This window comes from Alloscardovia macacae (assembly GCF_002259705.1).
Taxonomy (GTDB): Bacteria; Actinomycetota; Actinomycetes; order Actinomycetales; family Bifidobacteriaceae; genus Alloscardovia; species Alloscardovia macacae.
This window is the reverse complement of sequence record NZ_MWWT01000004.1, coordinates 1-26,200: the sequence shown is the minus strand read 5'-3', so window position 1 is coordinate 26,200 and position 26,200 is coordinate 1. Positions and strand designations below refer to the sequence as shown.

Genomic DNA, 26,200 nt, shown 5'->3' with positions numbered 1-26,200 from the left:
GGCCAATTCTTCCTTTTTCTTCGGCTGTACGAAACGGCGAATTCTTACACAACCCACCTTTTATCCATCCAACCATCCATCCATCCATTCACCTACATACGACGAGGTATCTCTCATGGCACACACACAGGTCGATCAGTTCCTTTTCGGAGCTGCGTACTACGACGAATATATCCTTCCTCATAATCTCGACCGCATCGAGACGGACTTCCAGATGATGCGCGAAGCGGGCATGAACGTCATCCGCATCGCCGAATTCACGTGGAGCACCGAAGAGCCAGAGCCAGGCGTCTTTAACTTCGCTCACGTGGACCGCGCTCTCGAAGCTGCGCAAAAGTATGACATTAAGGTCATCATCGGCACGCCTACGGCAGCAGTGCCGAGCTGGCTCGTGGAGCTCGACCCTCACGTGCTCGCTGTCCAGGACGGCTCTGGTCAGGCGAAGTATGGTGCTCGCCAGAACATGGACATCGTGAACGGGACGTACCGCTTCTACGCTGAGCGCATTATCCGCCAGCTCATCTCGCACACGGTTCAGCATCCTCAGGTCATCGGCTTCCAGGTGGATAACGAGACGAAGTATTATGACTCCTGCAGCCCAGACATGCAGAAGCTCTTCGTGAAGTCTCTGCGCGAGCGCTTCCATGGTTCGACGGACGAACTGAATAAGGCTTTCGGTCTGGATTACTGGTCGAACCGCGTGGATGCGTGGGAAAACTTCCCTGATGTGTCCGGAACTATTAATGGCTCGCTGAAGGGCACTTTCGATGAGTTCCGCCGCGCTGTAGTCACCGAATTCCTCGCCTGGCAGGCGGGAATCGTCCGCGAGTACATGCGTGACGACCAGTTCATCACTCAGAACTTCGACTACGAGTGGCGTGGATACTCCTACGGCGTCCAGCCAGCAGTGAACCACTTCGAAGCCGGTAAGGCTCTGGATATCTCCGGCGTGGATATCTACCATCCGACCGAAGAGCACCTGACCGGTAAGGAGATAGGCTTCGGTGGAGACGTGGCCCGCAGCGTGAAGGACGGACGGAACTTCATCGTCCTCGAGACCGAGGCACAGGGACAGCACGGCTGGCTGCCATACGCTGGTCAGCTGCGCCTGCAGGCGTACTCTCACGTGGCGAACGGTGCTGACGGTGTCATGTACTGGCACTGGCATTCCATCCATAACTCTTTCGAGACGTACTGGAAGGGTGTGCTCTCGCACGACTTCGAGAAGAATCCGACCTACGAAGAGGCTGGCGTCTTCGGCCGTGAGATGGCCGACCCTGCTGTGGGTGGCCGCCTCCTGCACTCTACAAAGCAGAACCGTGTGGCCATCATGGTCTCGAATGAGGCTCTGACCGCGCTGAACTGGTTTAACCTCGAGTCGGGCTTCCCGTTCGGTGGCAGTACGCAGTATAACGACGTCGTGCGCCGCTTCTATGACGCGCTCTTTGAACTGAACGTGGAAGTGGACATTCTGCCTGTGAATGCGCCTGCTGAGCGCGTGAACCGGTACGCGATGGTGCTCACGCCTGCTCTGTACGTGGCTCCTCAGTCCACCATCGACACGCTGCGCGAGTACGTGCGCGACGGTGGCCACCTCGTCAGCTCGCTGCGTTCGTTCGTGACTGACGAGAATACGAAGGTCTGGCAGGATAAGGCTCCGCATGATCTGACCGATGTGTTCGGCGTTTCGTATAACCAATTCACCCGCCCTGATGGTGTGGTCACCATCTCGGGACCGGTGCTCGAGGGAGCATCGCACGCTGAAGCATTAATTGAACTTCTGAAGCCGGAAAGCGACGATGTCGAGGTGCTCGCCGCATACGACCACTACGCGTGGAACTCGTACGCAGCCGTCACGCGCCACGCTTTCGGCGCGGGCGATGCCGAGTACATCGCGACGCTGCCATCTGCAGACGCTGCACGCGCTATCCTGCGCGAAGCCGTCGAGCATGCGGGCATCCGTGTGCCGGGCGCAGACCTCGCAGGCACGGTCACCGTGCGCCAGACCGTCACGCCAGAAGGAAAGACCGCCACGTATCTGCTGAACTACTCGGCCGAGCCAGTCACCTTCGCCTCGCCGGTAGCCGGCGAAGTGCTCGTGGCGCCGGAAGTCATCGGACAGGACGGAAAGCTGACGGGGCAAGCAGCGCCACTGCCAGCAGGCACGGCCGTAGAAGCGGGCCAGGAGATTACTCTCGGTCGCTGGAATCTCGCGGTCATCCTCGGCTAGCGTGTCGCGGTAAGACTGTCGGACTAAAATACGGAGGTAAGTACCTACTCACCATCGTCGGGATGGGCGGGAAGATACTTACCTCACATAGACGTTAATGGAGATAACTCAATGGTGAACGTACACGATTTAACAGTAGAAGAGAAGGCGTCCCTGACCTCGGGTGGCGACGCATGGCACTTCCAGCCAGTAGAGCGCCTCGGCGTGCCAGGATACATGCTGACGGACGGACCTCATGGCCTGCGTAAGGAAAAGAGCGAGACGGCAGCGCTGGATATGAAGAACACTGTGCCAGCTACCTGCTTCCCACCAGCTGCAGGCATGTCCAGCTCGTGGAACCCAGACCTCGTGCGCGAAGTGGGCGTGGCTATGGGTGAAGAGTGCATTCAGGAAGATGTGGCCGTCATCCTCGGCCCTGGCGTGAACATCAAGCGTAATCCGCTCGGCGGGCGTTCCTTCGAGTACTGGTCGGAAGATCCTTTCCTCGCCGGACACGAGGCTGTGGGCATCGTGGAAGGTGTGCAGTCTCAGGGCATCGGCACCTCGCTGAAGCACTTCGCTGCGAATAATCAGGAGACCGACCGTCTGCGCATCGACGCACGCATATCCGAGCGTGCTCTGCGCGAGATCTACCTGCCAGCATTCGAGCACATCGTGAAGACTGCACAGCCATGGACCATTATGTGCGCGTATAACCAGCTGAATGGTGTCTTCGGCTCGGAAAACCGCTGGCTGCTCACCGACGTTCTGCGCGGCGAGTGGGGCTTTGAGGGCATCGTCATGAGTGACTGGGGTGCAGTTCATGACCGCGCTGCCTCGCTGAATGCTGGGCTGAATCTCGAGATGCCACCGAGCTACACGGATGACGAGATAGTCGTGGCTGTGAAGGATGGCCGCATACCAGAAGAGCAGCTCGACCGCATGGCTCAGGGTATGCTCGACCTCGTGGAGAAGGCTCGCGAAGCTATGGAGCGGGAAGGCTTCGTCTTCGACAAGGACGTGCACCACCGCATCGCGCGCCGTGCGGCTCAGGAATCCATCGTCATGCTGAAGAACGAGGATGGGCTGCTGCCGCTGGGGGCTGGCGATGGTGCTGAGGCCGCTGAGGGTGTGCGCGTGGCTGTGATCGGCGAGTTCGCGCGTACACCACGCTATCAGGGTGGCGGTTCCTCGCACATTAATCCGACGAAGATGACTTCTCTGCTGGACGCTCTTGAGGAGCGCGGTGCAGACTTCACCTTCGCGCCAGGCTTCACGCTGGACCGCTCGGAGCAGACGGATGAGCTGACGGCTGAGGCTCTCGCGGCTGCACGCGCGGCAGACGTGGTGGTCTTCGCTATGGGTCTTCCTGAGGAAGAGGAGTCTGAGGGCTTTGACCGCACGCATCTGGACATGCCTGCCAAGCAGCTCGAGCTTCTGGCTGCTGTTTCTGAGGTGAATCCGAACGTGGTGGCCGTTCTTTCGAATGGCTCGGCCGTGCAGATGAACCCATGGCAGGAGAACGCGAAAGCTATCCTCGAGACGTGGCTGCTCGGTCAGGCGGGCGGCTCTGCTGTGGCGGATATCCTGTTTGGTGATGCCAATCCTTCCGGTAAGCTCGCTCAGTCCTTCCCGCTGGACATCAAGGACGACCCTTCCATGGTGAACTGGCCTGGCGGTGACCGCGTCGTAGACTATGGCGAAGGCATCTTCGTAGGCTACCGCTACTACGACACCTTCGACGTGGACGTGGCCTATCCATTTGGCTATGGCCTGAGCTACTCCACCTTTACTGTGTCGGACGTGGCTGTGGAAGCTACGGGCGCGACCTCTGCGCGTGTGAGCGCCACAGTGACGAATACCTCTGCAGTGGATGGTGCTGAAGTGATTCAGGTATATGTAAATCCTGCAGATACCACTCCAGTGCAGCGCCCAGTCCACGAGCTCAAGGGCTTCCAGAAGGTCTTCGTGAAGGCTGGCGAGAGTGTGCGCGTAAGCATCGACCTCGACGACCGCGCCTTCGCCTACTGGTCCGAGAAGGACGGCGGCTGGCGCGTAGTCGCTGGCGAGTATGGGGTGGAAGTGGCTACGTCCTCGCGTGACATCGTTTCACGTGAAACGATGTCTCTGGCCGGAGATGACTTCTACGCGGAGCTGAACGAGTGGTCGAACTATGGCGAGTTTAAGGCCGATACGTGGGGCGCGCTCGCAGTCCAGCACATGCTGGAGAAGGGTGCCACCGGTGAGCTGCCAGCCATCCCAGAAGATAACCTCGGCGTGCAGCTCTTCATGGAGACCATGCCTATTAACTCCATGCCAGTCCTCTTCGGTAAGGAAGGGCGTCGCTTGACGCAGTTCCTGCTCGAGGACTACGCGGCTGAGCGCGCGAAGGCGTAAGGGGAGTGCGGGGGTGAGTTCGCTGTACTCCCGGTATAATAAGACCTGCTGAAGCAGCAAGGGTAGGGCAGCTTCAGCGGTTATGAGGGCGAGACCTGTGTGTGGTATGCGGGTCTCGCCCTTTTTGCGTGGGGGTGCGGGCTGTGGGGTCGGCTGTGGTGCGGGCTGTGGGGTGGTGCTGCGGGGGTGCGGGCTGTGGGGCGGTGCTGCGTATACCCGCGTGGCCACGTTGTGTGTAAATCGTCTCACTTTTTGCCCAGAAAGGTCCTCGGAACAGAGAAAATGGGCCTCTGCGTGAGATGATTTACACACAACGTGTCCGTGAAATAACCGTGCTGCGCGCTACACTGAAGAAATCTACATAATTTTTCACAAATCTCAGAATCTCCCTGATGAGACGTGGATGAACGATGAACGGAGCACCATGGCAGATACCGCCACCGAGACTGAACCCACCCCAGAGACCGCAGACGAAGCCGCCCCACCCGAAGCCGCCCCAGACGGCCTCAAGCGCCGCATGTCCTCGCGCCACCTGACCATGATCTCCCTCGGCGGAGTCATCGGCACGGGTCTGTTCGTGAGCTCTGGCGAGACCATCCATGCCGCTGGCCCGCTCGGAGCCATCCTCGCCTACGCTGCAGGCTCTCTGCTCGTGTACTGTGTCATGATTTGCCTCGGCGAGCTCTCTGTGGCCATGCCGTACGCAGGCAGCTTCCACCTCTACGCAAAGAAATTCATCGGCCCGGGTACGGCCTTCGCTGTGGCCATCCTCTACTGGCTGAACTGGGCCGTCGCGCTCGCTTCGGAGTTTACGGCGGCGGGCATGCTCATGAAGTTCTGGTTCCCGGATTCGCCGGAGTGGGTGTGGTCGGCGCTATTCATGGCGGCCGTTCTCGCGCTGAATCTGCTGAGTGTGCGCATGTATGGGGAAGCGGAGTTCTGGTTCTCGAGCATTAAAGTAGTGGCCATCGTGGCCTTTATCCTCATCGGTGCGGCGGCCATCGTGGGCTTCGTTCCCATGTCCGCTCAGATCACGGGAGCCGCAGGAGCCGCAGGAGCCACGGGAGCCACGGGAGCTACGGGAGCTACGGGAGCCACGGGAGCCGCACAGATTACACAAAACACAGGCGCCCCCGACAGCGCCCCATGGTTCTCGAACTTCTACTCGGGCGGCTGGTTCCCGGTGGGCATTCTGCCTGTCTTTTCCACGCTTCTCACCGTCATTTTCGCCTTCTCGGGCACGGAAGTGGTGGGTGTCGCGGCCGGCGAGACGAAGGATCCGCAGAAGGCTATCCCGAAGGCTGTGCATACGACTGTCTTCCGCTTGGTTATCTTCTTCATCGGCTCCATCGGCGTGATGGCTGCTCTCATTCCGTGGCATCGTTCGGGTGTGAGCACGTCTCCGTTCGTCATGGTGTTCCAGGCCATCGGTCTGCCGTACGCGGCGGATATCATGAATTTCGTGGTGCTGACGGCTGTTCTGTCCGCTGCGAATTCCGGCCTGTATGTCTGCGCGCGCATGGTCTGGTCGCTGGGGCGCGAGGATATGATTTCTCCGGCACTGGCCCGCACGAATGCGCACGGTGTTCCGGTCCGCGCTGTCCTCGTCTCCATGGTGGGCTCCATGCTGTGCTTGCTCACGTCGGTCTTCGCCGCGGATACGGTCTACCTCGCCCTCGTGGCGGTCTCGGGCCTGGCCACGCTGGTCGTGTGGGCTGCCATCGTCGTGTGCCAGATGCTCTTCAGGCGCTCGCTCGAGCGCGAGGGGACGAGCGCGGATGACCTCGGCTACCGCGTTCCGCTCTACCCGCTCATCCCGGTTCTCGCCCTTGTGCTGACGGCCGCGGTCCTCGTGCTCATCCTGTTCGATGCCGCTCAGCGCGACACCTTGCTGTACATGATTCCGTTTACCGCGCTGTGCTATGCGTTCTACTACGTGCGCGCGTGGTGGAAGGCGCGGCGTTAAGGCCAATTCCACCACTAGCACATACACAAAGGGGACCCTGCCGGGTCCCCTTTTCCTTTAGTACTGTTCCATCACGTAGCCGAGTACATCTGAGCGGTTCAGTATGCCTACCATGCGTCCACTGTCCATCACAGGCACCTTCTTCAGGTGATGGGTGACGAGCACTTCGCAGATGTGTGCCATGGAGTCGTGCACATCCACGCTAATCACACGCGTGGTCGCGAAGTCGCTGACTGGTCGGGACATATTCTCACGCACACGGTCGGAGAAACTTTCCGTATTATGCAGGATAATGGCGCTGTAGAACGTGGTAAATTCTGGCACCTGGTCCGCCACGAGGCGCAGGATGTCGCCGTCGGAGACGAAGCCAGCCAGAGAGCCATCTGCGCGCACCACAGGAGCGCCCGAGATACCGCGCGAGGTGAGCACGCGAATGGCATCCATAGCAGTAGCATCTTCGGAAATGGTATACACATCCGTCTTCATGAGCGCACTCAGCTCATCCTGAGCCTCAGCAGCAGGACGAGCCATAGTCTTACGCGTATCGCGCACGAAGAAAGCGCCCACGAAGCCCAGCAGTGCTATGGCCAGCGAGAAGAACAGACCCCAGCGCGTTCCGAAGGAGAAGCGTGCAGAAGCAGATCCCGCATCCCCATACGCAGACTGACCTGCCACGAGCAGTGAGGTAGCCACAGCGGTGAACACAGCGCCCACGACCTGCTGAAGCGTGTTCATAATGGCTGATCCATCCGGGTTCAGCTCGCGAGGAAGCGTGCTTAAGGCATAGGTCTGCAGTGGGCTCATGGCCAGTGGTACGCCCACCATGATGATGCAGTGTGCGAGAACGACCACCACAGCGTTCGGCTCGGACACGAAAGTCTGGGACAGCAGTACCAGGAGGCCCAGCACGGCCACACCGAAGCCAGCCAGTCCTGGTACTCGCGCACCCAGACGGTTATATGCGCGCCCGGACATAGCCCCCGTAAAGGCATTCAGCACGCCACCAGGAATCATGATGACGCCCACCAGTGCCACAGCCAGGCCCACGCCGTTCTGGAAGAATTGAGGCAGGAGGAACATGACGGTGAGGGTAATGCCGAAATTCAGCATGACGAGCGTCACGCCCAGCGTAAAGTCACGGAAGCCAAAGGCGCGCAGATTCAGCACAGGCTCAGCCAAGCGCAGCTGACGCGTGCAGTACCATACGAGGCACAGAACGCCCACCACGAGCGCTGCCAGCACAGGCACGCTCAGCCAGCCGTACTCGCTGGCCATACCCGCGCCGAGCACGAGACCGCCGAAGCCGAGCACAGACAGCACTACGGACAGCATGTCTACGTGCGGACGCGTGAGTTCATATGGAGAAATGAGGAAGCGCACAGCCAGAACCATGCCCACCACAGCCAGCAGAGCGATGGACCAGAAGACGTCGCGCCAGCTGAGCAGCCCTGCAAGTATGCCGGCGAGAGTCGGTCCTATGACAGGCGCGATCATGATGACGAGAGTGGTCATGCCCATAGCCGCGCCGAGTTTCTCCGGCGGCATGATTTCGAGCACGAGCGAGAACATCATAGGTAGTGCCAGACCCAGGCCTATGCCCTGGATGGCGCGGCCGGTCAGCAGTAGCGCGAAGTTCGGCGCCAGGGCGCTCATGGCGGCGCCCACCGCGAAGCATCCGAGCGCGAAGAGCGTGAGCGACTTCAGGCTGAAATGCTTGAGTAGGATGGACGAGAACGGCAGGACGAGGCCTATCATGAGCATGTAGCCCACGACGAGCCATTGCGTGAGCGAGGTCGAGACGTGGAACTGCTCGCCGATAGTCGGCAGGATGATGTTCATGGCCGTCTCGCTGTACATTCCGGTAAACGCGGCCACGTAGAGCGCGCTCAGAACGCGGTATGGATGCGCCACGCGGGCGCGAGTATGCTTCTGTGCGTCTGGCACAGTTTTCTCCTTCTGTCTTATTTCTCCCAATTTTCCCGTGAGCGGATAGACCTCTTCTACGGAGGGGAGCCAACTTTTCCACCGTAGGGGATTTTTTGATGCTTCGTAAGCGCGTGTCGGGAAATGCGTCGCTGCGGCGGAACGCTCAGAGAGGAAAAATTGTAGAGGAATAGCGCAAAGGCTCAGCAGATACCCCACGAACGTCCAGAAAACTCGTAAACTATAATCCGTTATGATAGATGTAGTTATAGTCAGCGCCGTGCGCACGCCCATAGGACGATTCGGCGGCGCGCTCGCCTCCCTGTCCGCAGTAGACCTCGGTACGCTCGCCGCACGCGCGGCCATCGAGCGCGCCGGAGTGAGCGCGGACAGCATAGACCAGTCTATCTTCGGGAACGTCCTCCAGGCGAACTCCGGGCAGAACGTCGCCCGGCAGATAGCGCTGAAAGCAGGCATGGCCACCGGCTCCACAGCCATGACCATTAATGAAGTGTGCGGATCGGGACTGAAAGCAGTGCGCCTCGGCCAGGCGGCCATCGTCATGGGAGACGCAGACGTGGTCCTCGTGGGCGGTACCGAGTCCATGAGTAATGCTCCGCATTACCTGCCGAAGCTGCGCGACGGTTTCCGGTACGGGAACACGGAAATGGTCGATGCCATCTTCCGCGACGGTCTCTCCGACGCGTTTACCGGGGAAGCCATGGGGGTGACTGCAGAAAATGTGGCCGCAGAGTTCGGCATTACGCGCGAGCAGCAGGACGCCTTCGCGCTCGCATCCCATCAGAAGGCTGTAGCGGCGGCCGAGTCTGGCGCTTTCGCGGCTGAAATCGTGCCGGTGACCGTGCGCACACGCCGTGGTGATGTGGTCGTGGATGCAGATGAAGCTCCACGCCCAGATACGTCTCTCGAAAAGCTCGCTGGACTCAAGAGCGTGTTTGTGGAGGACGGGACTGTGACCGCCGGTAATTCCAGTGGTATTAATGACGGTGCCTGCGCGCTTATTCTCATGCGTAAGGATCTCGCTGAAGAGCAGGGCGTCGAGTATCTCGCTGAGATTCACGGATACTGCGAAGGTGGCATCGACCCCGACTTTATGGGTTATGCTCCGAAGCACGTCATCGAAAAGCTTATGAAGACCACGGGGGCTAGCCTGAATGACATGGACCTCGTGGAAGTAAATGAAGCCTTCGCTGCTCAGTCGCTGGCAGTCAGCCAGCAGCTCGGCCTGGATGAAGCGAAGCTGAATGTACACGGTGGAGCCATAGCTCTGGGGCATCCGCTGGGCTGCTCAGGTGCACGCATTCTTACTACTCTTATTCACGCGCTGCGCGCTCGCGGAGAACATCATGGCGTGGCTGCACTGTGCGTGGGTGGCGGCATCGGCGTGGCTATGCAGGTGGAAGTGGCCTAGGTATGGCTGCGAGGAAGTTTTATCAGCTCAGTGCTGCTGAGCGTCTGGATGTCCTGCGCGAGCAGGGCGTACTCGGCGGGTCTGAGGAGTACGAGGCTTTTGCGCGTGCGCAGTCTCATGGCATTCTGGAGCCTGACGTGGCGGGGCATCTCATCGAAAATCAGATATCCCAGTATGCTCTGCCTCTCGGCGTAGTTCCGGGACTTCGCGTGAATGGCCGCGAGTATACCGTTCCTCTCGTGGTCGAAGAGGCTTCGGTGGTGGCAGCGGCGTCGAACGGTGCGCGGATGACTGCGCGCGCGGGTATTCATGCCGAGTCTGAGCCGCATCGCGTTCTCGGCGAAGTGGTCTTTCTTTCGGATGACGTCTCGGCAGACTATGCTCAGGAAGTCATCGTTTCACGTGAAACATTCCTTTTCGCTCGTGCTGAGGAGGCTCTACCGAGTATGCATGCACGGGGCGGGGGACTGGAGTCTCTCGAGGTGCGCGCTACGCCGGACGGGCGCTTCACGCGCATCCTTCTCACTATTAATCCGTGCGATGCCATGGGAGCAAATGCGGTAAATACCATATCCGAAGCTCTCCGTGCGGTCTTCGAAGACTGGTTCGGTGCACAGGCCCTCGTGGCCATCCTGTCGAATGCTGGTGATGACAGTGTAACCACGGCCGAGGTGGAGCTCGAGCCGGTGGATGTAGCTGTGCGTGGCATGGATCCTCAAGCACTTGTGGAGCGTATCGCGCTTCTGTCTGAGCTGTCTCAGAGTGATTACTTGCGTGCTGTCACCCATAATAAGGGCATTATGAATGGCATATCCTCGGCTGTTCTTGCCTCGGGTAATGACACCCGTGCGCTGGAGGCGAGCGTGCACGCCTTCGCTGCGCACTCCGGACCGTATGATGGCTCCTACCAGCCGCTATCCACGTGGACTGTCCTCGATAACGGTCACCTTTTCGGCCGTATCCGCCTGCCTCTTCAGGTGGGCATCGTGGGGGGAGCGGCGAGCTCCATTCCTCTCGCGAAGGCCGCGCGCGCTATGGGCGCGTACGGCAGTATAACGGAATTTAAGAACGTCCTCGCTGCCCTCGGTCTCGTGCAGAATCTCTCTGCCATCCGCGCGCTCGCCGGGCCAGGGATTCAGGCGGGGCATATGAATTTACAGATGAATGCACTCGCCATCGCTGCAGGAGCGAGCGGAGGGCAGATAGAACGTATCGCTGCCCAGCTGCGCGCACTTCCGGCGAGCGAGCGCACGGCTGCACGCGCGCGCGAACTCGTCGCACAGGATGAGCAGAGCGAGAACGGAGACTGACATGAAGCCGAGCAGAGGAAACATAGGTATAGACCGCATCAGTATGTACACTCCGGCGTATTACCTCGACGTGCGCGAGCTCGCCGAAGCGCGCGGCGTGGATCCGGATAAGTACACCATCGGCATCGGGCAGGATGAGCAGGCCGTGATCCCGTCGAGCCAGGATGCGGTGACCATGGGCGCGGCTGCTGCTGCAGATCTTCTCGCGTACATCGACCCGGAGCGTCTCGGCCTCGTTATCCTCGGCACGGAGTCTGGCGTGGACGCATCGAAGGCAGGTGCGCTGTATATTCATGAGCTGCTCGGGCTTCCGCATACGGTTCGCGTGATGGAGATTAAAGAGGCGTGCTACGGCGGCACGGCTGGCCTGCTGACCGCGCGCGACTACGTAGCTGCTCATCCGGGCGCGCAGGCGCTCGTCATCGCGTCTGACGTGGCGCGGTACGGTCTGGCCACGGGCGGCGAGGTGACGCAGGGCGGCGGCGCAGTGGCCATGCTCGTGTCCGAAAATCCGCGTATTCTCGCGCTTTCTGCGGATTCGACCGTCTACTCGGAGAGCATTCAGGACTTCTGGCGTCCGGTCTACACGGATGAGGCGCAGGCGCGCGGCAAGTACTCGACCGAGCAGTACCTCGAATTTTTCGCGCGCGTATGGGGCGCGTCTGGCCTGTCCGCTGCTGACTGCGCGGCTGTGCTTTTCCATCTTCCGTATACGAAAATGGGCGCGAAGGCGCTGGCTCGGCTCGCTGAGCTGGACGCGGTGTCGGATGAGCTTCGCGCGCGCTTCCAGTCGAGCATCGCTTTCTCCCGCCGCGTGGGGAACCTCTACACCGCGTCGCTGTACCTCGGCTTGCTTTCGCTGCTGTGCTCTTCTCCTGCTTTCGAAGGCCAACTCGCCCTCTTCTCTTACGGATCTGGAGCCGTCGGCGAGCTCTTTACCGGGCGGTTGGTCGAGGGGTATGAGAAGTTCCTGCCAGACGTGAATGCTCTGCTGGATGCGAGACGGAAGGTGAGCGTGGGGGAGTACGAGAACATCTTCCGCGATGCCGTGCCGTATGGGCCAGAGGACTATGCCACGAATCCTGACTACTACTGCGGACCATTCGTGCTGACAGGGGTGGTGGGGATGGAACGCCAGTATGCGCGGCGCGAGGAGTAGGTTTTGCGTAATAGAGAAATTTTGCTCATAAGTGCGCGTTTGTAGTCACGAATGACCGTTGACTTTATGAAGTCAACGCAAGAATGGCTTAATCTCGTCAAGGGGAGTGTCATTCGTGACTACAAACTCAGGAAAGAGAAGAGGGAAGTATGACTAAGGAAACTCGATATAATGCGGAGACTGAAGCTGCTCTAGAGGAAGCGCGCGAGATAATGCGTGGAGAGCGCGATGCCACGCGGTACCAGTCTGTAGAGGACGCGTTCGCAGATGCATTATCTGATGTGAACGAAATGTGAAAAACGCGAGTTTGTCGTCACGAATGACCACCGATTTTACGGACTTAAGCCGTTTATGCGTTGACTTCATAAAGTCAACGGTCATTCGTGACTACAAACTCGCAGTTTTACCGAAAATTTTCTCAGTGCAGCGAAGCACTATCTGGCAGCCCCTCTGCCGGGCCTCTGCGCCACTGCGTCGCTGCGTCGCCGTGCCGCTCGCCCCCCTACACTATCCGCCTCTGTGCCGCCCACCGCGTCAGCTGAGCGCGGTTCGAGAGCTGGAGCTTGTGCAGCACTTTCGACATATGGCTTTCCACTGTCTTAATGGAGATGAACAGCTCCGCTGCTACTTCTTTATAGGTATATCCACGCGCGATGAGGCGCATGACTTCCTGCTCGCGCTCACTGAGTGAGTTCAGCTCGTCGTCGTCCTCATAAACGGATGCCTCGCTCGGCTGAGGAGACGCTGAAGCAGTCCCCGCCCCCTGGAACGCCTGCAGCACGAATCCGGCCAATTGAGGGGAAAACACCGCATACCCGTCATACACCTGCTGAATGGATGCGAGCAAATCTGCCGGCCCGATGGCCTTCGTCACGTATCCGCGCGCGCCCGCCCGGATCACAGCTCCCACGTCCTCCGCGGAATCGGACACAGACAGAGCCAGGAACGTCGTCGCGGCGGAAAAAGCGCGAGACCGCGTGAGAATTTCCGCGCCGCCGCCTCCCTGACCGCCCGGCACATGCACGTCCAGCAGCACCACGTCCGGCTGCGTATCCGCGATCATGGCCACCGAGCCGTCCACGTCTCCCGCCTGGCCCACTATCTCCACCGTATCCGCGCCCACGCTGCTCAGCGCGCCGATGACTCCCGCGCGAAACATCTCGTGGTCATCTACTACAGCTACTCGGATCAATTGACACTCCTTCACTCAGCACCACTTAGCCCAGCGGCATACTCATGCGCACTTCCGTCCCCCAGCCAGCGCGCGACACTATCTTTACTGTACCTCCAGCACGCTCCACGCGGCCCACGATAGACTCGCGCACACCGAGGCGGTCCGCCGGTACGTTCGCGATATCGAAGCCCTCGCCGTGGTCGCGCACGAACGCCTCGACGCGCCCGCCTGAGCCGCCCGCGCCACCGCTCGACTCCACATACAGCGACACTGGCGCCGCGCCATGCGTGCACGCGTTCGTCAGCGCCTGCTGCGTCGCGCTCACGAGAGCGTCCGTCGCCTCGCTCGGCTGCACGTCGCCCACCGTAATCACCTCGATGGGCACGCCGTACGTGTCCTCCACGCGCCCCGCCACGAGCTTCATACTGCTGGCGAGCGAGACGCTTTCGGCCTCGCGTCCCTCGTACAGCCAGCGCCGAAGCTCTCGTTCCTGCGTGCGCGCGAGCTGGGCGACGGCCTCCGCGTTCTGCGCGTTCTGCCGGATGAGGTTCAGCGTCTGCAGCACCGAGTCGTGCAGATGAGCCGCCATATCTGCGCGCTGTTCTTCGCGCTCTTTTTGCGCTGTTTCTTCTGCCAATTTCTGATGTGCGTGCGCGAGCCACGGCGCGGCGATGATAAACGCGCTGAAAATGCCGATGACGAACACGCCAAACATAGGAAGGCCTGCGCGGCGCCCGTACATGACCATGAGCAGAAGAAAGACTCCCACGATGAACGCAGCCAGGGCAGCCCCCGTCATAAGAATGCTCCCTTTATTTACGCGCTCGAAGTACAGCCACACAGCCAGCGCACACACGGCGGCTATGGCCACTTCCACAGCGATAACGGGTGAGAGAATGTGACGTTCCACGGCCCAGTCGAACCCCAGAAAGATGATGATGAGTCCCACGCAAATAATGCCGATGATATTCCACAGGTACGGGCCTGTGGAAGCGGGGGCCTGACTGTGTGTGGATGACGTGCGGTTCGAAGCGGCGTCCGTTCCTACAGAGGGTGCGAAGGCGCGGCCGATGGTATCTCCCACATACTCAGCTGGGGAGGCGGCGGCAGGAGAGGTGGCGGCAGGTGCGCCGGTCGCCGAGGGATCGAGCGGCTGTGCCAGCGGAGCCTGCGCAAGCGGAGCCTGCGCCAGCCCAGCCGGCACCATGCCATACGCCACGTTATATGACGTGTTATACGACGGCAGCGTAATCCACAGGAACAAATACGCGATAATCCCCAGCCCGAAGGACAGTGTGAGCACCACGAACACCAGCCGCACGAGCCACACGGGAATCCCCAGATGCTGTGCGACTCCCCGGCATACGCCGGCAAAGACGCGCCCCTGGTAGGGCCGGTATAGCGGTGCTTTCGCGGGGTAGAGTGGTGGTGGAGTCGTTTTTTCAGTCATAGTGTCCATTATGCCATCCGAGGAGGGTCAGGGCGAGTAGTCGGGCCTCGAATCAGGCGAGAATAGGGGGTTATTCAGGGGTGTCCCCGATAACGCGCGCGCCACAGATTCGGCATACTGGAAGCATGAACGATAATGCATTCTTTTCCTGGCTCCGCCGCTCTGAGATGACTCGCGGCGACCAGCGCTGGGTGGGCGGCGTGTGCTCGGGCATCGCGCAGCGCCTCGGCTGGGACGTGGCGCTCGTGCGCGTCCTCATGATTCTGCTCACCATCGTGGGCGCAGGCCTGCTCGTCTATCCGCTGGCTTGGCTGCTGCTGCCGAACACGCGCGGCGAGATCCTCCTGCAGGACCTCTTTACCGCGGGCCGCTCGAGCGGTGAGGCCATCGCGGCGCTCATCGTCTTCATCATCGGCGCGCTGAGTACGGCGGTGACTTTCTGGGGGCTCGCCTCGGTGGCGGCCTTCTTCATCCTCGTTCAGCACGCGGTGAGCCAGGCTGAGGCGCCGGCACCCGCTGCTGCGCCTGCTGGAGCGTTCGCGCAGGCCGCGTATGTGCCGCCTGTGGCCGCGCCGCTGCCCGTCGTCGAGCGCGAACGCGTCATCCGCACGCGTAAGAGCGCCGGTCCGGTCGTGCGTCTGCTCGTCTGGGCTGTGATCTTCCTGAGTGCGGGAGTGACGTACCTTTCTGGCCAATTCATCCGCATCTCCGCCTATGACTACCTCGCATGGGCTCGCCTGTGGATGATGTGGGGCACGGCAGTGACTATGGCACTGTGCATTCTCACTCTCGTGCTGGCACTCATGGGACGCAGGAGCGGCGGATATGCGGGACTTGCTGCCTTCGGGGTGGTGCTGTGCCTCATTATCACCACCGTGGCTGTGGGTTCGAGCTACGCGTATGAGTCGAGCTATACGCTGAACTACGGGCGTCAGGTCTCCAGCACATATCCACACCGCGTCATGGTGGGTAATGGCGAGACGCTGAAGATTACGAAGAACCTCGAGAAGAAGCTGACCGAAGGAGTAGTTTTCACTTCCACGGATAAGTTCCACACGGCGAACGTGACCCTGGATCTGACTGACTGGGAGAGCGTGATGGGCAAGCACACGTGGACGAATTATGACGGTCAGAGCGTGGAATCCTCCTGCCCAGCAGGCACTTTTAACGTGAATGTGAGCAGCGTAAACCTGAATGTGCGCGTGCCTCGCGGCTGCAGCTATGGGTCGGATAAGCTAGGAGTAATCACTGATGATGGTGGCACAGGCTGGAATAACCGTGTGCTCGAAAACGTCCGGAGTAAGTACGCCCAGCGTTTCCGCGATGCATTCAGCGAGAAGAAGAAAGAATTGGAAAACTCGCCAAACGGAACGGACTCGCGCGGATACGATGCGGACGACTTCGATAACTTCTCCTTCCTCTCAGTAAAAACGGATAACGACGACCTGCGCTGGAACTGGACGGACGTGGGGCCGCTGCTCGGCTCGACGTATGACGCGCTTGAAAAGGCGTACGAGCAGGAGCGCGACGGTCGCCTCGACAAGGACATCGAACTGCACGTACGCACGCTCATGCCATTCGGAACCGTCACATTCACGGAAGCATAAAGGAATACATCATGGAAAATTTCGAGAACACGACGATGCCGATGCCAGCAGGTCCGCACTCGGCGGGCCAGAGTCAGAATCAGGGGCAGGCTCAGGGCCAGGATCAGGATCAGACGCAGCCTATTAACCCAGCGTATCTGCAGGGCGCGCCGACTCAGGCGATGCCGCAGGCGGGTCAGCCTCAGCCTGCACAGGGGATGCCTGCACAGCCGGGTCAGCCGAGTCAGCCGGGCGCAGCGCCATACATGCCATATACTCCGTACTGTGGGTACCCTCAGCCAGGTACGGGATATCCGGGGCAGCCGTATGCTCAGCCGGGCGTGCAGGCTCAGCCGGGGTCTCAGCCGGGCCAGCAGGTGCCGTTCTACGCGCAGACTCCACGCATGGCCCAGCCGCCGCTGTACCGCGCGGCAGACCGTCCACGAGTCCAGGTGCATCTCGTGAATAAATACGAGGATAATAAAACGCCAAACGTCTTCGTCGCGTTCCTCGCCATCCTCGGCATGGTCATCACAGCCATCAGCTTCATCGTGCTGGATGGATACCCAGACAGCCTCTTTATCGCGGATAATATGCGGTTCTTCGGAATGGGAGCAGTGCTCGTGGTAGCCGGCCTCGTTCTCGTAGTGGCGGCCGTGGTGGCCGTCGTGCGTGGACGGATGCTGCGCGCGAAGGCTGCGGAGAGCGAAGCATCCCCGGAGAGTGAGACAGTAGGTGCAGCAGTTGCTGAGCCGGGAGAAGACGACGACGATGCAACTGTTCTCATGGAGTCTCAGGATCCTGAAGAGTCTAAAGGACAGGAGCAGGAAGCGCTGTAAACGGGAAAGTCTCGCGCGCAAAAACTTACGCTAAAGATTTAGCCATTTTTCGCCCTGGCGGGGGTCAAAAATGGCTAAATCTTTAGCGTAACTTTTATATCAGTAAGGAGAATGTGAATGGAATGTGAAGGTGGGAGCTACTTCTCTCAACTTCCTCCAGGATATTCTCGTTTTTAGCGGCTGTAAGCATGAAAAACGAGAATATCCTGGAGGAAGTTTTCTCTTAGGGAAAGAGATGTGATGGAAGTGTGAAGACTGTATGAGTCTCCACACTTGGCCAATACTTTTGTCCGTTTTCAGCCTATGGAAAGTGGGAAAATGGACAAAAGTATTGGCCAATTTTGTGCGCAGCTCCGTTCTCAGTATCGCGGAGTAATAACCCCAGCCGCGCCCTAGTACGCGCCCTGCGCCACCATGGAATCCGCCACCTTCACGAAGCCAGCGATGTTCGCGCCAGCCATGAGGTCGCCAGGCGTGCCGTACTTCTCGGCAGCAGCCAGCGAGCTAGCCACGATGTCTTCCATAATGGCCTTGAGCTTCGCGTCAGTCTCTTCGAAGCTCCAGGACAGACGGTACGAATTCTGGCTCATTTCCAGGCCAGAGACCGCCACGCCACCAGCGTTTGCAGCCTTAGCTGGACCGTAGAGCACGCCAGCCTTCTGGTAGACCGCGATGGCTTCTGGGGTCGATGGCATGTTCGCGCCTTCGCACACCACGGTGCAGCCGTTATCCACGAGCGTCTGAGCCGAAGCTCCGTCTATCTCATTCTGTGTCGCGCATGGCAGAGCGATGTCGCATGGCACACTCCATACGCCTGCGCAGCCCTCGTGATACTCGGATCCTGGAACACGGTCGGCGTATTCCTTAATGCGTCCACGGTGGCCGAGCTTGATGTCCTTCACCACGTCGAGCTGGATGCCGTTTGGATCGTAGATGTAGCCGTTCGAATCCGAGGCGGTCACGACCTTCGCCCCGAGGGACTGCGCCTTTTCGGTGGCGAAGATGGCCACATTACCGGAGCCGGAGATGACCACGGTCTTTCCCTCAAAGGAGTCCCCGCGCAGCTTATCCATCGCTTCTGCGGTGTAGTAGCACAGGCCATAACCGGTCGCCTCGGTGCGAGCGAGGGATCCGCCCCATTCCAGGCCCTTACCGGTGAGAACGCCGGTGAATTCGTCGCGAATGCGCTTGTACTGGCCGAAGAGGTAGCCGATTTCGCGAGCGCCTACGTTAATGTCACCTGCTGGAACGTCTGTAAACTGGCCGATGTGGCGCTGCAGTTCGGTCATGAAAGCCTGGCAGAAGCGCATCACTTCCGCGTCAGACTTGCCCTTAGGGTCGAAGTCGGAACCGCCCTTACCGCCGCCCATAGGAAGGGTGGTCAGGGAGTTCTTCAGAATCTGCTCGAAGCCGAGGAACTTTACCACGGATTCGGTTACAGTAGGGTGGAAGCGCAGGCCGCCCTTGTATGGCCCGATGGCGCTGTTAAACTGAATGCGGTAGCCGCGGTTCACCTGGGTCTTGCCTTCGTCATCCACCCAGCACACGCGGAACTTCACCACGCGCTCTGGCTCGATGAAGCGCTCGAGAATGCCATTTGCCTCGTACTGTGGGTTTGCTTCCACCACTGGGCCGAGGGTTTCGAAGACCTCGCGTACTGCCTGCAGGAATTCTGGCTGATCGCCGTCGCGCTTTTCTGCCTGTGCGTAGACGCGCTTGAGGTAGTCGTTCGTTATAGCCATGATGTATCCTCGCTTACTCTTTCGTAGGATTTCGTTTCGTCGAACACAGCGTGGAGGAGCTGCTTGTGGCGTGCATCCTTCCCTCTGTCTAGTTACCTAGGATATAAATGTGAGCGCGTGGAGGGAATTACGGATATGTTACGAGTGTGCTAACGCCTTTATTTCCGCCCTTTTGTGCCGAAAAAAGATGGTCACATGCTGAGATAGCTCTCCGCCTGCTCGAGTGTGTCATATCCGCTGAGCCGCACAGTTTCGAGGAGAATCCGCTCTGTGAGATTCGTTCCGGAGTCCGCGAGTGAGCGCACGAATGCCGCGTAGAGCTGGACCGTCTCGTCTGAGTAGGTGCACAGCTCGCCGCGCAGATACGTCTCGAAACTCGTGGATTCGCGCGTGTCCTGCTGTGTGGTGAGCACGCGCATGTTCGCGCCGAGGTGCGGGTAGCGCGCGTGGAAGCTTCGCGCCCACTCGACCTGCTGGGCGATGATGCGTTCCTGCTCGGCGCGTCGTTCGTCTGAGATGTGCAGGAGATACGGTTCGAGCTCGCGGTGGAAGTAGTCCGGCTCGGTGGAGGCCATCATCCACGCGTATTTTTCCATGAGCAGGTTTCTGCCCGAGCTGAGGTCGCGTGCATAGCTTTCGCGCAGATCGTCCGGCCACGTGAGAAACTGGCTGAGCCGCATGGTGTGGAACATAGGCCAGTTTCCCTGACAATTCGCGCGTCCGCCCTCGTTATTCACCTGCTGGAACTGCTGCCATTCCGCGGATACGATGTCTTCTGGATTCATGCTTCCTCCTGGATGCTGTGGACGAGCGGGCTGCTGGACGCGATGTGCGCTTCCACGTACGGGCGCTGCCATTCGAGGAAGCTGTCCGTGCTCGTGGTCAGCCCGTCTGCTCTGAGCTGTCTGCCAATTTTCCCGCACACCTCATCGATCCACTCCTGAGCGTGAGCGTCGAGCGGGCAGGTGGCGAGCTTTTCCAGTGTGTCTCCCACGTCTGCGAGCCGCGTGCCCATGCGGCTGGACAGGCGGCGCAGCGCTGCGAACTGCCATTTATAGTACGGAAGGTAGCCTGCGCTGGCGGGAGAATTGACCAGAAAAACGAGCGAACAGACGGTCTGCACGAACTCGCTGACGCACAGAACGGCAGCAGCGCGGTCCGAGCGGCGCAGCATCCGCGCATAGTTATACTGGCCGGTCTGCGCAGCCATGCCGAGGCGCTGGGAGATGAGGTACAGCCGCACGTCCTCAGGCATGAGCCGAAAACCGCGGCGGTGCGCGGAAAAAGCGCCGAGCGGGTCGGCGAAGACCTCGCCATTCGTGGCAGCTGCGAGCGTCGCTTCGTCTAAACTCAGCCACAGATGCTCCTCGCCCACCTGAGCCGGCGCGTGACTCATACCAGTGATGGACTCGAAAAAGCTGTCGATGCTCATCACGCCTGAACGTCCCGTACTGCGCGGGGACGCAGCCGAACGCGTATACCCACGGAAAGTGCTCGGAAGCGCGGCGTAACGAGCAGACAGCGCGGCACCGTACTGCGCGAAGTCCTCGTCCGTCAGCCAGATGCACAAGCGCGGGCCGAAATCGTGGTCGCGCGATAGCTCATCGTCGAAACCGTAGCATTCTGATCCATGACCAGACAGTCCCACAGCCGCGCGGGCCCTCAGCGGTGCGAGGTCTCCAGCGAAGAGCGTGTCCACGTACTCTTCCCAGTAGGCGCGGCTCAGCTGCAGACCGGTGAGATGCTCGCGGGGGATAGATGCGCGAACGAGCCGCACGTTTTCGAGCGTCGTGGCATAGTAATCGCTCGACTTCCCGTAATACTTTTCTATGAGAGCCAGCGCTTTCTCGTAGTAGACGAGTGCGTGTTCTGGGCGGCCGCTGACGAAGAGCGCCTGCGCATACCCGGCGAGGGCGGAGGTGTAATGGGCCGATTCCTGCAGCTTAGGATGCTCCTCGTAGATACTCAGCGCGGCGTGCGTGTGCTCGAGAGCGCTATCTTTCGCGTCGAGCTGGAGGTCGAGCAGGCCGAGGTTCGTGAGCGTGGTGGCGATGTCCGGGTCCTTTTCAGGAGCGGGGCTCGACGTGCGCATCAGCTCGAGCGCGGTCAGGAGCTGCTCACGCGATCCCGGAAGATCTCCTGTATCGCTCAGCAGCATGGAGAAATTATTATACAGAGCGGCCTTCTGCCGGTCCGTGTCTGGCAGAGTGGTCTCGGCCTCGTCGATGGCGCGTTCGTAGAGAGTGTGCGCTCGCGTGTAATCCTGAGCCTGGCGCAGAGCGGTGGCCACATTAATGAGGATGATGGTACCTTCGGGGGTGTTCTCGAGGTGGAGCTGGGTGCGTAGGTCGAGTGCGCGGGCCGAAAGCTCCCGGGAGTGCTCGTGGCGGCCATGCGAGCGGTCGAAACCGAGAAATTCACTGATAACGGTGAGCTCGGCTGTGAGGTCCTGCGTGGCACGAGCCGAGGCGAGGGCGTGCTCGAGGTAGGGTAGGGCTTTCGTAGCCGCTTCGTGGTGCGCGAAGATCTCGTCGAGCCCACGGTAGAAATCTTCAGCGCTGAAATCATGGCGTGTCATATTTTCATTCTAGACGTATGCCTTGCCCAGTAAAATGGGGCGTGTACTAGTACTTCGCAGACAGCGATGGCGAGAAGTGTACGAGAAGAGAGACATGATGAAGAGAATGGGGGAAAAGGGGCGGTCTATGCTCCGCGCAGTGTGCGCGCTCGTGCTGAGCGTGGCTTTTATGCTGGGTGGAAGCCTGGCTTTCGGAGGCGGCACGGCGGCCTTCGCGGCGGAGGGTGATGTAGGCGCGGGAAGCGTCACATTCGTGGGCCAGTGGGTGAATGAATCAGGCTCGAAGACGGATACGACGCGCAGTTTCGCTTCGCTGGATGATAAACTCGGCGCTCCTGAAGCAAATCTCGGGCTTTTCCGCGGTATAGGAAAGACGTTCCTCGGCTGGTCAGATAAAGAGCCTGACAGTGAAACGGGCTGGATCCAGAGCGGAGCGCGTCTTTTCTCGCCACAGGATACTGTGCGTATGGCATTCCCGAATGGGATTCCTGCAGACGCGAAGCTGTACGGAATCTACTTTAGTCTGAATGATCCGAATGATCCGCTTCCTACGGGTAATTTCGGCCTCGGTCTGGCGCTCATAGGCGGCATGGCGAAGATAAACCTGACGAGTACAGTCACTGTAGATGGTGAAGGCGAGGCTGCTGCTGAAGCAGTTCTGCCAGACACGAAGCTCGAACGGACGTCCACTGAGGAAGCCTCCGGCCAGAAGACCACGACCATTTTGGATACCTATGCGAAGAAAGATGACACCTCGAGCATAAACGAAGTAGTGCTGAGTTCGCATATTCATATGGATGATGCCACAGCCATGCTCGCCTATAAGAACCCTACGGCTGGGTATGGGAATCACACGAATGTGCTGACGCGTAACTATCCGACGCTGATGGCCTCAGATGCTGAGCTCAGCACAGATTCTGGCCAGGTGGGATACACGTATGTGGACATGGTGACCACGCTGGATCCGGGCATTACTGTGCCAGAGACGCTGACTCTTGAGACGAGTGCGTACACCTGGCGTCCACTCTATGCCATGGATGGAACGCGAAATCGTCTGGAGATTCTGAATCCTGCAGATGATACGAGCTTAGGTTCTACGAAACACAGCTTCAATTCCCTCGTTTCGAATACAGATCCGCGCGTGCGCTTTACTGTAAAACCGAATGGCGCGCATACCATCATCATCCGCATGATTATGCGTGATACCGCTGCAGACCGTATTACAGAAGATAAGGTCACTCCTGCAGAGGGGAAGAGTGCTGCAGAGACTGTGCTTCAGGATATGAGTCTTCGAGCCGTTCCAGCAGCTGAGCTGAAATCAGCACGGAGTGATCTGAGTGCAGAAGCGCTGAACTCTCGCGTTCTGAAGATTACCGATGCGAAGGCAGCTGAGCTCGGAGCGACAGCGGGTGCTCAGACTCTGAAAGTGCAGGGTACAGTACGTGGCGTGGCTGTAGCAGATGCAGGGAGCATCGGATCTGGATGGCTCAGCCTTCCTACGAACACGCAGAATGACATCCCCGAGTCCACCTCGAACGCGCTCGCTCTCGGATACATCCGCCACGTGGGCGTGACCTATGACTTTACGAGCGTGACTGCTGGCTCCGAACTTCCAGAGGATGTGACGAAGCTTCTGCCGCGCGACCCGTCCGAGCATCTCGGCACGGACACGGTGAATCTCGCCGCGCTGAACATCCCGCAGACTGTCCGCACGAGGACGGGTGTCTGGACTTTCGAAGGCTGGTATAAGGACTCTGTAGACGACGCAAATAAGGTGTCTGGAGATTCCGTCTCCTTCGCTGGCGCAGATCTTCATCTCGTGGGAGCGTGGAGTTTCGCAGCCTATCCGCAGCGCACTGCCACGATTTCCTATGATCCGAATGGCGGCCAGGGCACTATCCCGAGCGCGTCCGTCACGTATACGGAAGGCGAGCCAGGCTCGGCTACACTGTCGCAGGGTACTGAGTACGCTCGCGAAGGCTTCGTCCTCGCTGGGTGGAACATGGCTGCTAACGGGTCGGGGACAGCGTATGACCTCGGCGCTACCATGATGGGCATCTCGGGTGACGTGACTCTCTACGCGCAGTGGACGCCGTCTCGCGCTCGCATCGAGCTGAAGACACATAAGATCACTGCGCTCGACCCATGTGGCTGGGACGAGAGCCAGGTAGTGGCCGCCGTGGCAGGCATCTATGGAGACGATGATTCCGCGCTGAACTGGACCGCTGCGGATTTGCGCATCGATTCCTCGAAGGTGGACTTTACGCACGACGGCACGTACCCCGTGAGCATCACGTACACGAAGGGCACGCCTGCGTATCCGAACGGCTTCAGCGTCACCCTCGAGTACACCATTTCGGGCATCGCTGGCTGCGTGACCGACCGCACCGAGTCCCGCACCGTCACGCGTACGGTCGAGTTCGTGGATGCCGTCACGCGTGCGCGCGTGGCTGACTCAGTGCTGCAGGACGTCACTCTGACGCGCACCGTCCGCACGAACACCGTGACAGGCGAGGTGACCGAAGGCGCGTGGGGCGTCCGCGAGTTCAGCGCTCTGACCGCGCCGCGCGTGACGAACTACGAGACCGGCTCTCCGGCCATCGTTCCTGCTGCTCCTGCTTCTGCCAATTCTTCCTTCACCGTCGAGTACTCCCATGCCCACGAGCAGATTCCTGAATCGCGTGAGGTGAAGCGTGTGATTCGCTTCCTGGATGCTGTAAACGGTGAGAGTGTGGCCGATAGTGTGACACAGGCTGTGACACTTACGCGTGTGAATACGCGAGATCTGGTGACGGGTGATGTAGTACAGGGCCAGTGGGTGGCTGGTAGCTTTGCTGCTCTCGATGTTCCATCTGTAGACGGGTATGAAGCAGGTGAACCTGCATCTGTTCCAGAAGTGACTGTGAGTGAGCCACAGGATGCTGTGACTGTGGATGTGCTCTATGCTCATGCTTTCGAAAACGTCACAGAGTCTCGTGAGGTGAAGCGTGTGATTCGCTTCCTGGACGTGGTGACGAAGACGAGTGTGGCAGACAGTGTGACACAGACAGTCACGCTGCAGCGTGTGAATACTCGGGATAAGGCTACAGGCGAGGTGGCGTACGGCCAGTGGAGCGAAGCTGTATTCACAGCTCTGATGTCTCCAGTAGTAGAGGGATATAACGCTGGACTGCCGAGCCAGATCGACGAGGTTCAGGTGAGTGAACCGGAAGATCTGTCTGTCGATGTTATGTACTCAGCACTGCTGAAACCAGAAGTGGTCGTATCAGTGACACCAGCTAAGCCAGTACTCGCACGGACAGGTGTGAGTGTGATGGTGGTGCTCTGTGCGGGAATGCTGCTTGCAGGAGTAGGCCTGACAGTACTGCGAATGAAGAAGTAATATCTCACGAACGCCCCACCAGTGTGCGACACGCCGGTGGGGCGTGTGTTTTGTAGGTGTGTGGGGGTGTGGGTTGCGTGGGGTGGGTGTGGTGGTGTATTGTTTTTATTCGCTGCCTGATACGGCATGAATCATTTTTCTTAGTGTTTTGTGTGTGTTTGTGTTGTGGTGGTTTGAGAACTCAAGAGCGTGTTTTGTACTACTTTTTATGTTTTGATAATGCCAGTGATACTCGCCCGTGTATATGGGTACTTGGAAGAGTTTAATGAGTGTCTATTTTTGTGCGTTGAATGACTTTTTAGTTGTTTTTCGTTGATTTTTTATTATTTTAAGAGTCTTTGATTGGATTCTTTCACGATTTTTTTTGTGGAGGGTTTGATTCTGGCTCAGGACGAACGCTGGCGGCGTGCTTAACACATGCAAGTCGAACGGGATCCATCTTAGCTTGCTAGGGTGGTGAGAGTGGCGAACGGGTGAGTAACGCGTGATCAACCTGCCGCATAGTGGGGAATAGCTCCTGGAAACGGGTGGTAATGCCCTATGCTCCAACTACTCGCATGGGTTGTTGGGAAAGCCTTGTGTGCTATGTGATGGGATCGCGTCCTATCAGCTTGTTGGTGGGGTAGTGGCCTACCAAGGCTTCGACGGGTAGCCGGCCTGAGAGGGCGACCGGCCACATTGGGACTGAGATACGGCCCAGACTCCTACGGGAGGCAGCAGTGGGGAATATTGCACAATGGGGGGAACCCTGATGCAGCGACGCCGCGTGCGGGATGACGGCCTTCGGGTTGTAAACCGCTTTTATTAAGGAGCAAGCGAGAGTGAGTGTACTTTTTGAATAAGCACCGGCTAACTACGTGCCAGCAGCCGCGGTAATACGTAGGGTGCAAGCGTTGTCCGGAATTATTGGGCGTAAAGAGCTCGTAGGCGGTTTGTCGCGTCTGGTGTGAAAGTCCATCGCTTAACGGTGGATCTGCGCTGGGTACGGGCAGGCTAGAGTGTAGTAGGGGAGACTGGAATTCCCGGTGTAACGGTGGAATGTGTAGATATCGG

The 26,200-nt window shown here is 59.3% G+C and carries 16 protein-coding genes and 1 rRNA gene; 11 read left to right on the top strand and 6 right to left on the bottom strand.

Features of this window, described 5'->3' with window-relative positions; all coding sequences use genetic code 11:
* The first annotated feature begins 115 nt into the window (after nt 1–115).
* The 3 genes from ALMA_RS02515 (at nt 116) to ALMA_RS02505 (ending at nt 6,572) form a co-directional block, all read left to right on the top strand.
* On the top strand, nt 116–2,230 hold the full coding sequence (locus ALMA_RS02515; protein ID WP_094726260.1) for a beta-galactosidase: 2,115 nt from the start codon (nt 116–118) through the stop codon (nt 2,228–2,230).
* Nucleotides 2,231–2,341: 111 nt separating this feature from the next.
* Nucleotides 2,342–4,606, top strand: a complete 2,265-nt coding sequence (locus ALMA_RS02510) for an exo-alpha-(1->6)-L-arabinopyranosidase (RefSeq protein ID WP_094726259.1) — start codon at nt 2,342–2,344, stop codon at nt 4,604–4,606.
* A gap of 517 nt (nt 4,607–5,123) precedes the next feature.
* The gene (locus ALMA_RS02505; RefSeq protein ID WP_148140238.1) at nt 5,124–6,572 is read left to right on the top strand and encodes an amino acid permease; all 1,449 of its coding nucleotides are present in this window, start codon (nt 5,124–5,126) and stop codon (nt 6,570–6,572) included.
* 57 nt (nt 6,573–6,629) lie between these two features.
* Here the strand turns inward: ALMA_RS02505 and ALMA_RS02500 are convergent, their stop codons facing one another.
* Nucleotides 6,630–8,516, bottom strand: coding sequence for an MFS transporter (locus tag ALMA_RS02500; RefSeq protein ID WP_244568836.1), 1,887 nt, complete (start codon nt 8,514–8,516; stop codon nt 6,630–6,632).
* 232 nt (nt 8,517–8,748) lie between these two features.
* Here ALMA_RS02500 and ALMA_RS02495 point away from each other — a divergent pair, with 232 nt between their 5' ends.
* The 4 genes from ALMA_RS02495 (at nt 8,749) to ALMA_RS08125 (ending at nt 12,692) form a co-directional block, all read left to right on the top strand.
* Nucleotides 8,749–9,927 carry an acetyl-CoA C-acetyltransferase gene (locus ALMA_RS02495; protein ID WP_094726290.1) on the top strand — a complete coding sequence of 393 codons (1,179 nt, stop codon included), beginning with the start codon at nt 8,749–8,751 and terminating at the stop codon, nt 9,925–9,927.
* Nucleotides 9,928–9,929: 2 nt separating this feature from the next.
* Nucleotides 9,930–11,237 (top strand): hydroxymethylglutaryl-CoA reductase, degradative, encoded by a 1,308-nt coding sequence (locus tag ALMA_RS02490; protein ID WP_094726258.1) that lies wholly within the window; start codon nt 9,930–9,932, stop codon nt 11,235–11,237.
* Nucleotide 11,238: 1 nt separating this feature from the next.
* Nucleotides 11,239–12,396 (top strand): hydroxymethylglutaryl-CoA synthase, encoded by a 1,158-nt coding sequence (locus tag ALMA_RS02485; protein WP_094726257.1) that lies wholly within the window; start codon nt 11,239–11,241, stop codon nt 12,394–12,396.
* Nucleotides 12,397–12,545: 149 nt separating this feature from the next.
* Complete coding sequence (locus ALMA_RS08125; RefSeq protein WP_158520634.1) at nt 12,546–12,692, top strand: hypothetical protein; 147 nt, start codon at nt 12,546–12,548, stop codon at nt 12,690–12,692.
* 206 nt (nt 12,693–12,898) lie between these two features.
* Here ALMA_RS08125 and ALMA_RS02480 read toward each other — a convergent pair whose 3' ends face one another.
* Both ALMA_RS02480 and ALMA_RS02475 read right to left on the bottom strand, forming a co-directional pair.
* On the bottom strand, nt 12,899–13,588 hold the full coding sequence (locus ALMA_RS02480; RefSeq protein ID WP_094726256.1) for a LuxR C-terminal-related transcriptional regulator: 690 nt from the start codon (nt 13,586–13,588) through the stop codon (nt 12,899–12,901).
* Nucleotides 13,589–13,613: 25 nt separating this feature from the next.
* Nucleotides 13,614–15,020 carry an ATP-binding protein gene (locus ALMA_RS02475; protein ID WP_094726255.1) on the bottom strand — a complete coding sequence of 469 codons (1,407 nt, stop codon included), beginning with the start codon at nt 15,018–15,020 and terminating at the stop codon, nt 13,614–13,616.
* Nucleotides 15,021–15,145: 125 nt separating this feature from the next.
* Here ALMA_RS02475 and ALMA_RS02470 point away from each other — a divergent pair, with 125 nt between their 5' ends.
* Both ALMA_RS02470 and ALMA_RS02465 read left to right on the top strand, forming a co-directional pair.
* Complete coding sequence (locus ALMA_RS02470; protein ID WP_094726254.1) at nt 15,146–16,627, top strand: PspC domain-containing protein; 1,482 nt, start codon at nt 15,146–15,148, stop codon at nt 16,625–16,627.
* A gap of 11 nt (nt 16,628–16,638) precedes the next feature.
* The gene (locus ALMA_RS02465; protein ID WP_094726253.1) at nt 16,639–17,445 is read left to right on the top strand and encodes a hypothetical protein; all 807 of its coding nucleotides are present in this window, start codon (nt 16,639–16,641) and stop codon (nt 17,443–17,445) included.
* 392 nt (nt 17,446–17,837) lie between these two features.
* Here the strand turns inward: ALMA_RS02465 and gdhA are convergent, their stop codons facing one another.
* From gdhA to ALMA_RS02450, 3 genes are all read right to left on the bottom strand, one after another.
* The gene (gdhA, locus tag ALMA_RS02460; RefSeq protein ID WP_094726252.1) at nt 17,838–19,187 is read right to left on the bottom strand and encodes an NADP-specific glutamate dehydrogenase; all 1,350 of its coding nucleotides are present in this window, start codon (nt 19,185–19,187) and stop codon (nt 17,838–17,840) included.
* Between the two features lie 191 nt (nt 19,188–19,378).
* Nucleotides 19,379–19,972, bottom strand: coding sequence for a DUF4125 family protein (locus tag ALMA_RS02455; RefSeq protein WP_094726251.1), 594 nt, complete (start codon nt 19,970–19,972; stop codon nt 19,379–19,381).
* Nucleotides 19,969–21,765, bottom strand: a complete 1,797-nt coding sequence (locus ALMA_RS02450) for a DUF4037 domain-containing protein (RefSeq protein ID WP_094726250.1) — start codon at nt 21,763–21,765, stop codon at nt 19,969–19,971. The genes ALMA_RS02455 and ALMA_RS02450 overlap by 4 nt, the downstream gene beginning before the upstream one ends.
* 127 nt (nt 21,766–21,892) lie before the next feature.
* Here ALMA_RS02450 and ALMA_RS02445 point away from each other — a divergent pair, with 127 nt between their 5' ends.
* Together ALMA_RS02445 and ALMA_RS02440 are read left to right on the top strand one after the other, a co-directional pair.
* The gene (locus ALMA_RS02445; protein WP_158520633.1) at nt 21,893–25,147 is read left to right on the top strand and encodes a mucin-binding protein; all 3,255 of its coding nucleotides are present in this window, start codon (nt 21,893–21,895) and stop codon (nt 25,145–25,147) included.
* Nucleotides 25,148–25,510: 363 nt separating this feature from the next.
* A 16S ribosomal RNA gene (locus ALMA_RS02440) occupies nt 25,511–26,200 on the top strand; the annotation flags it as partial.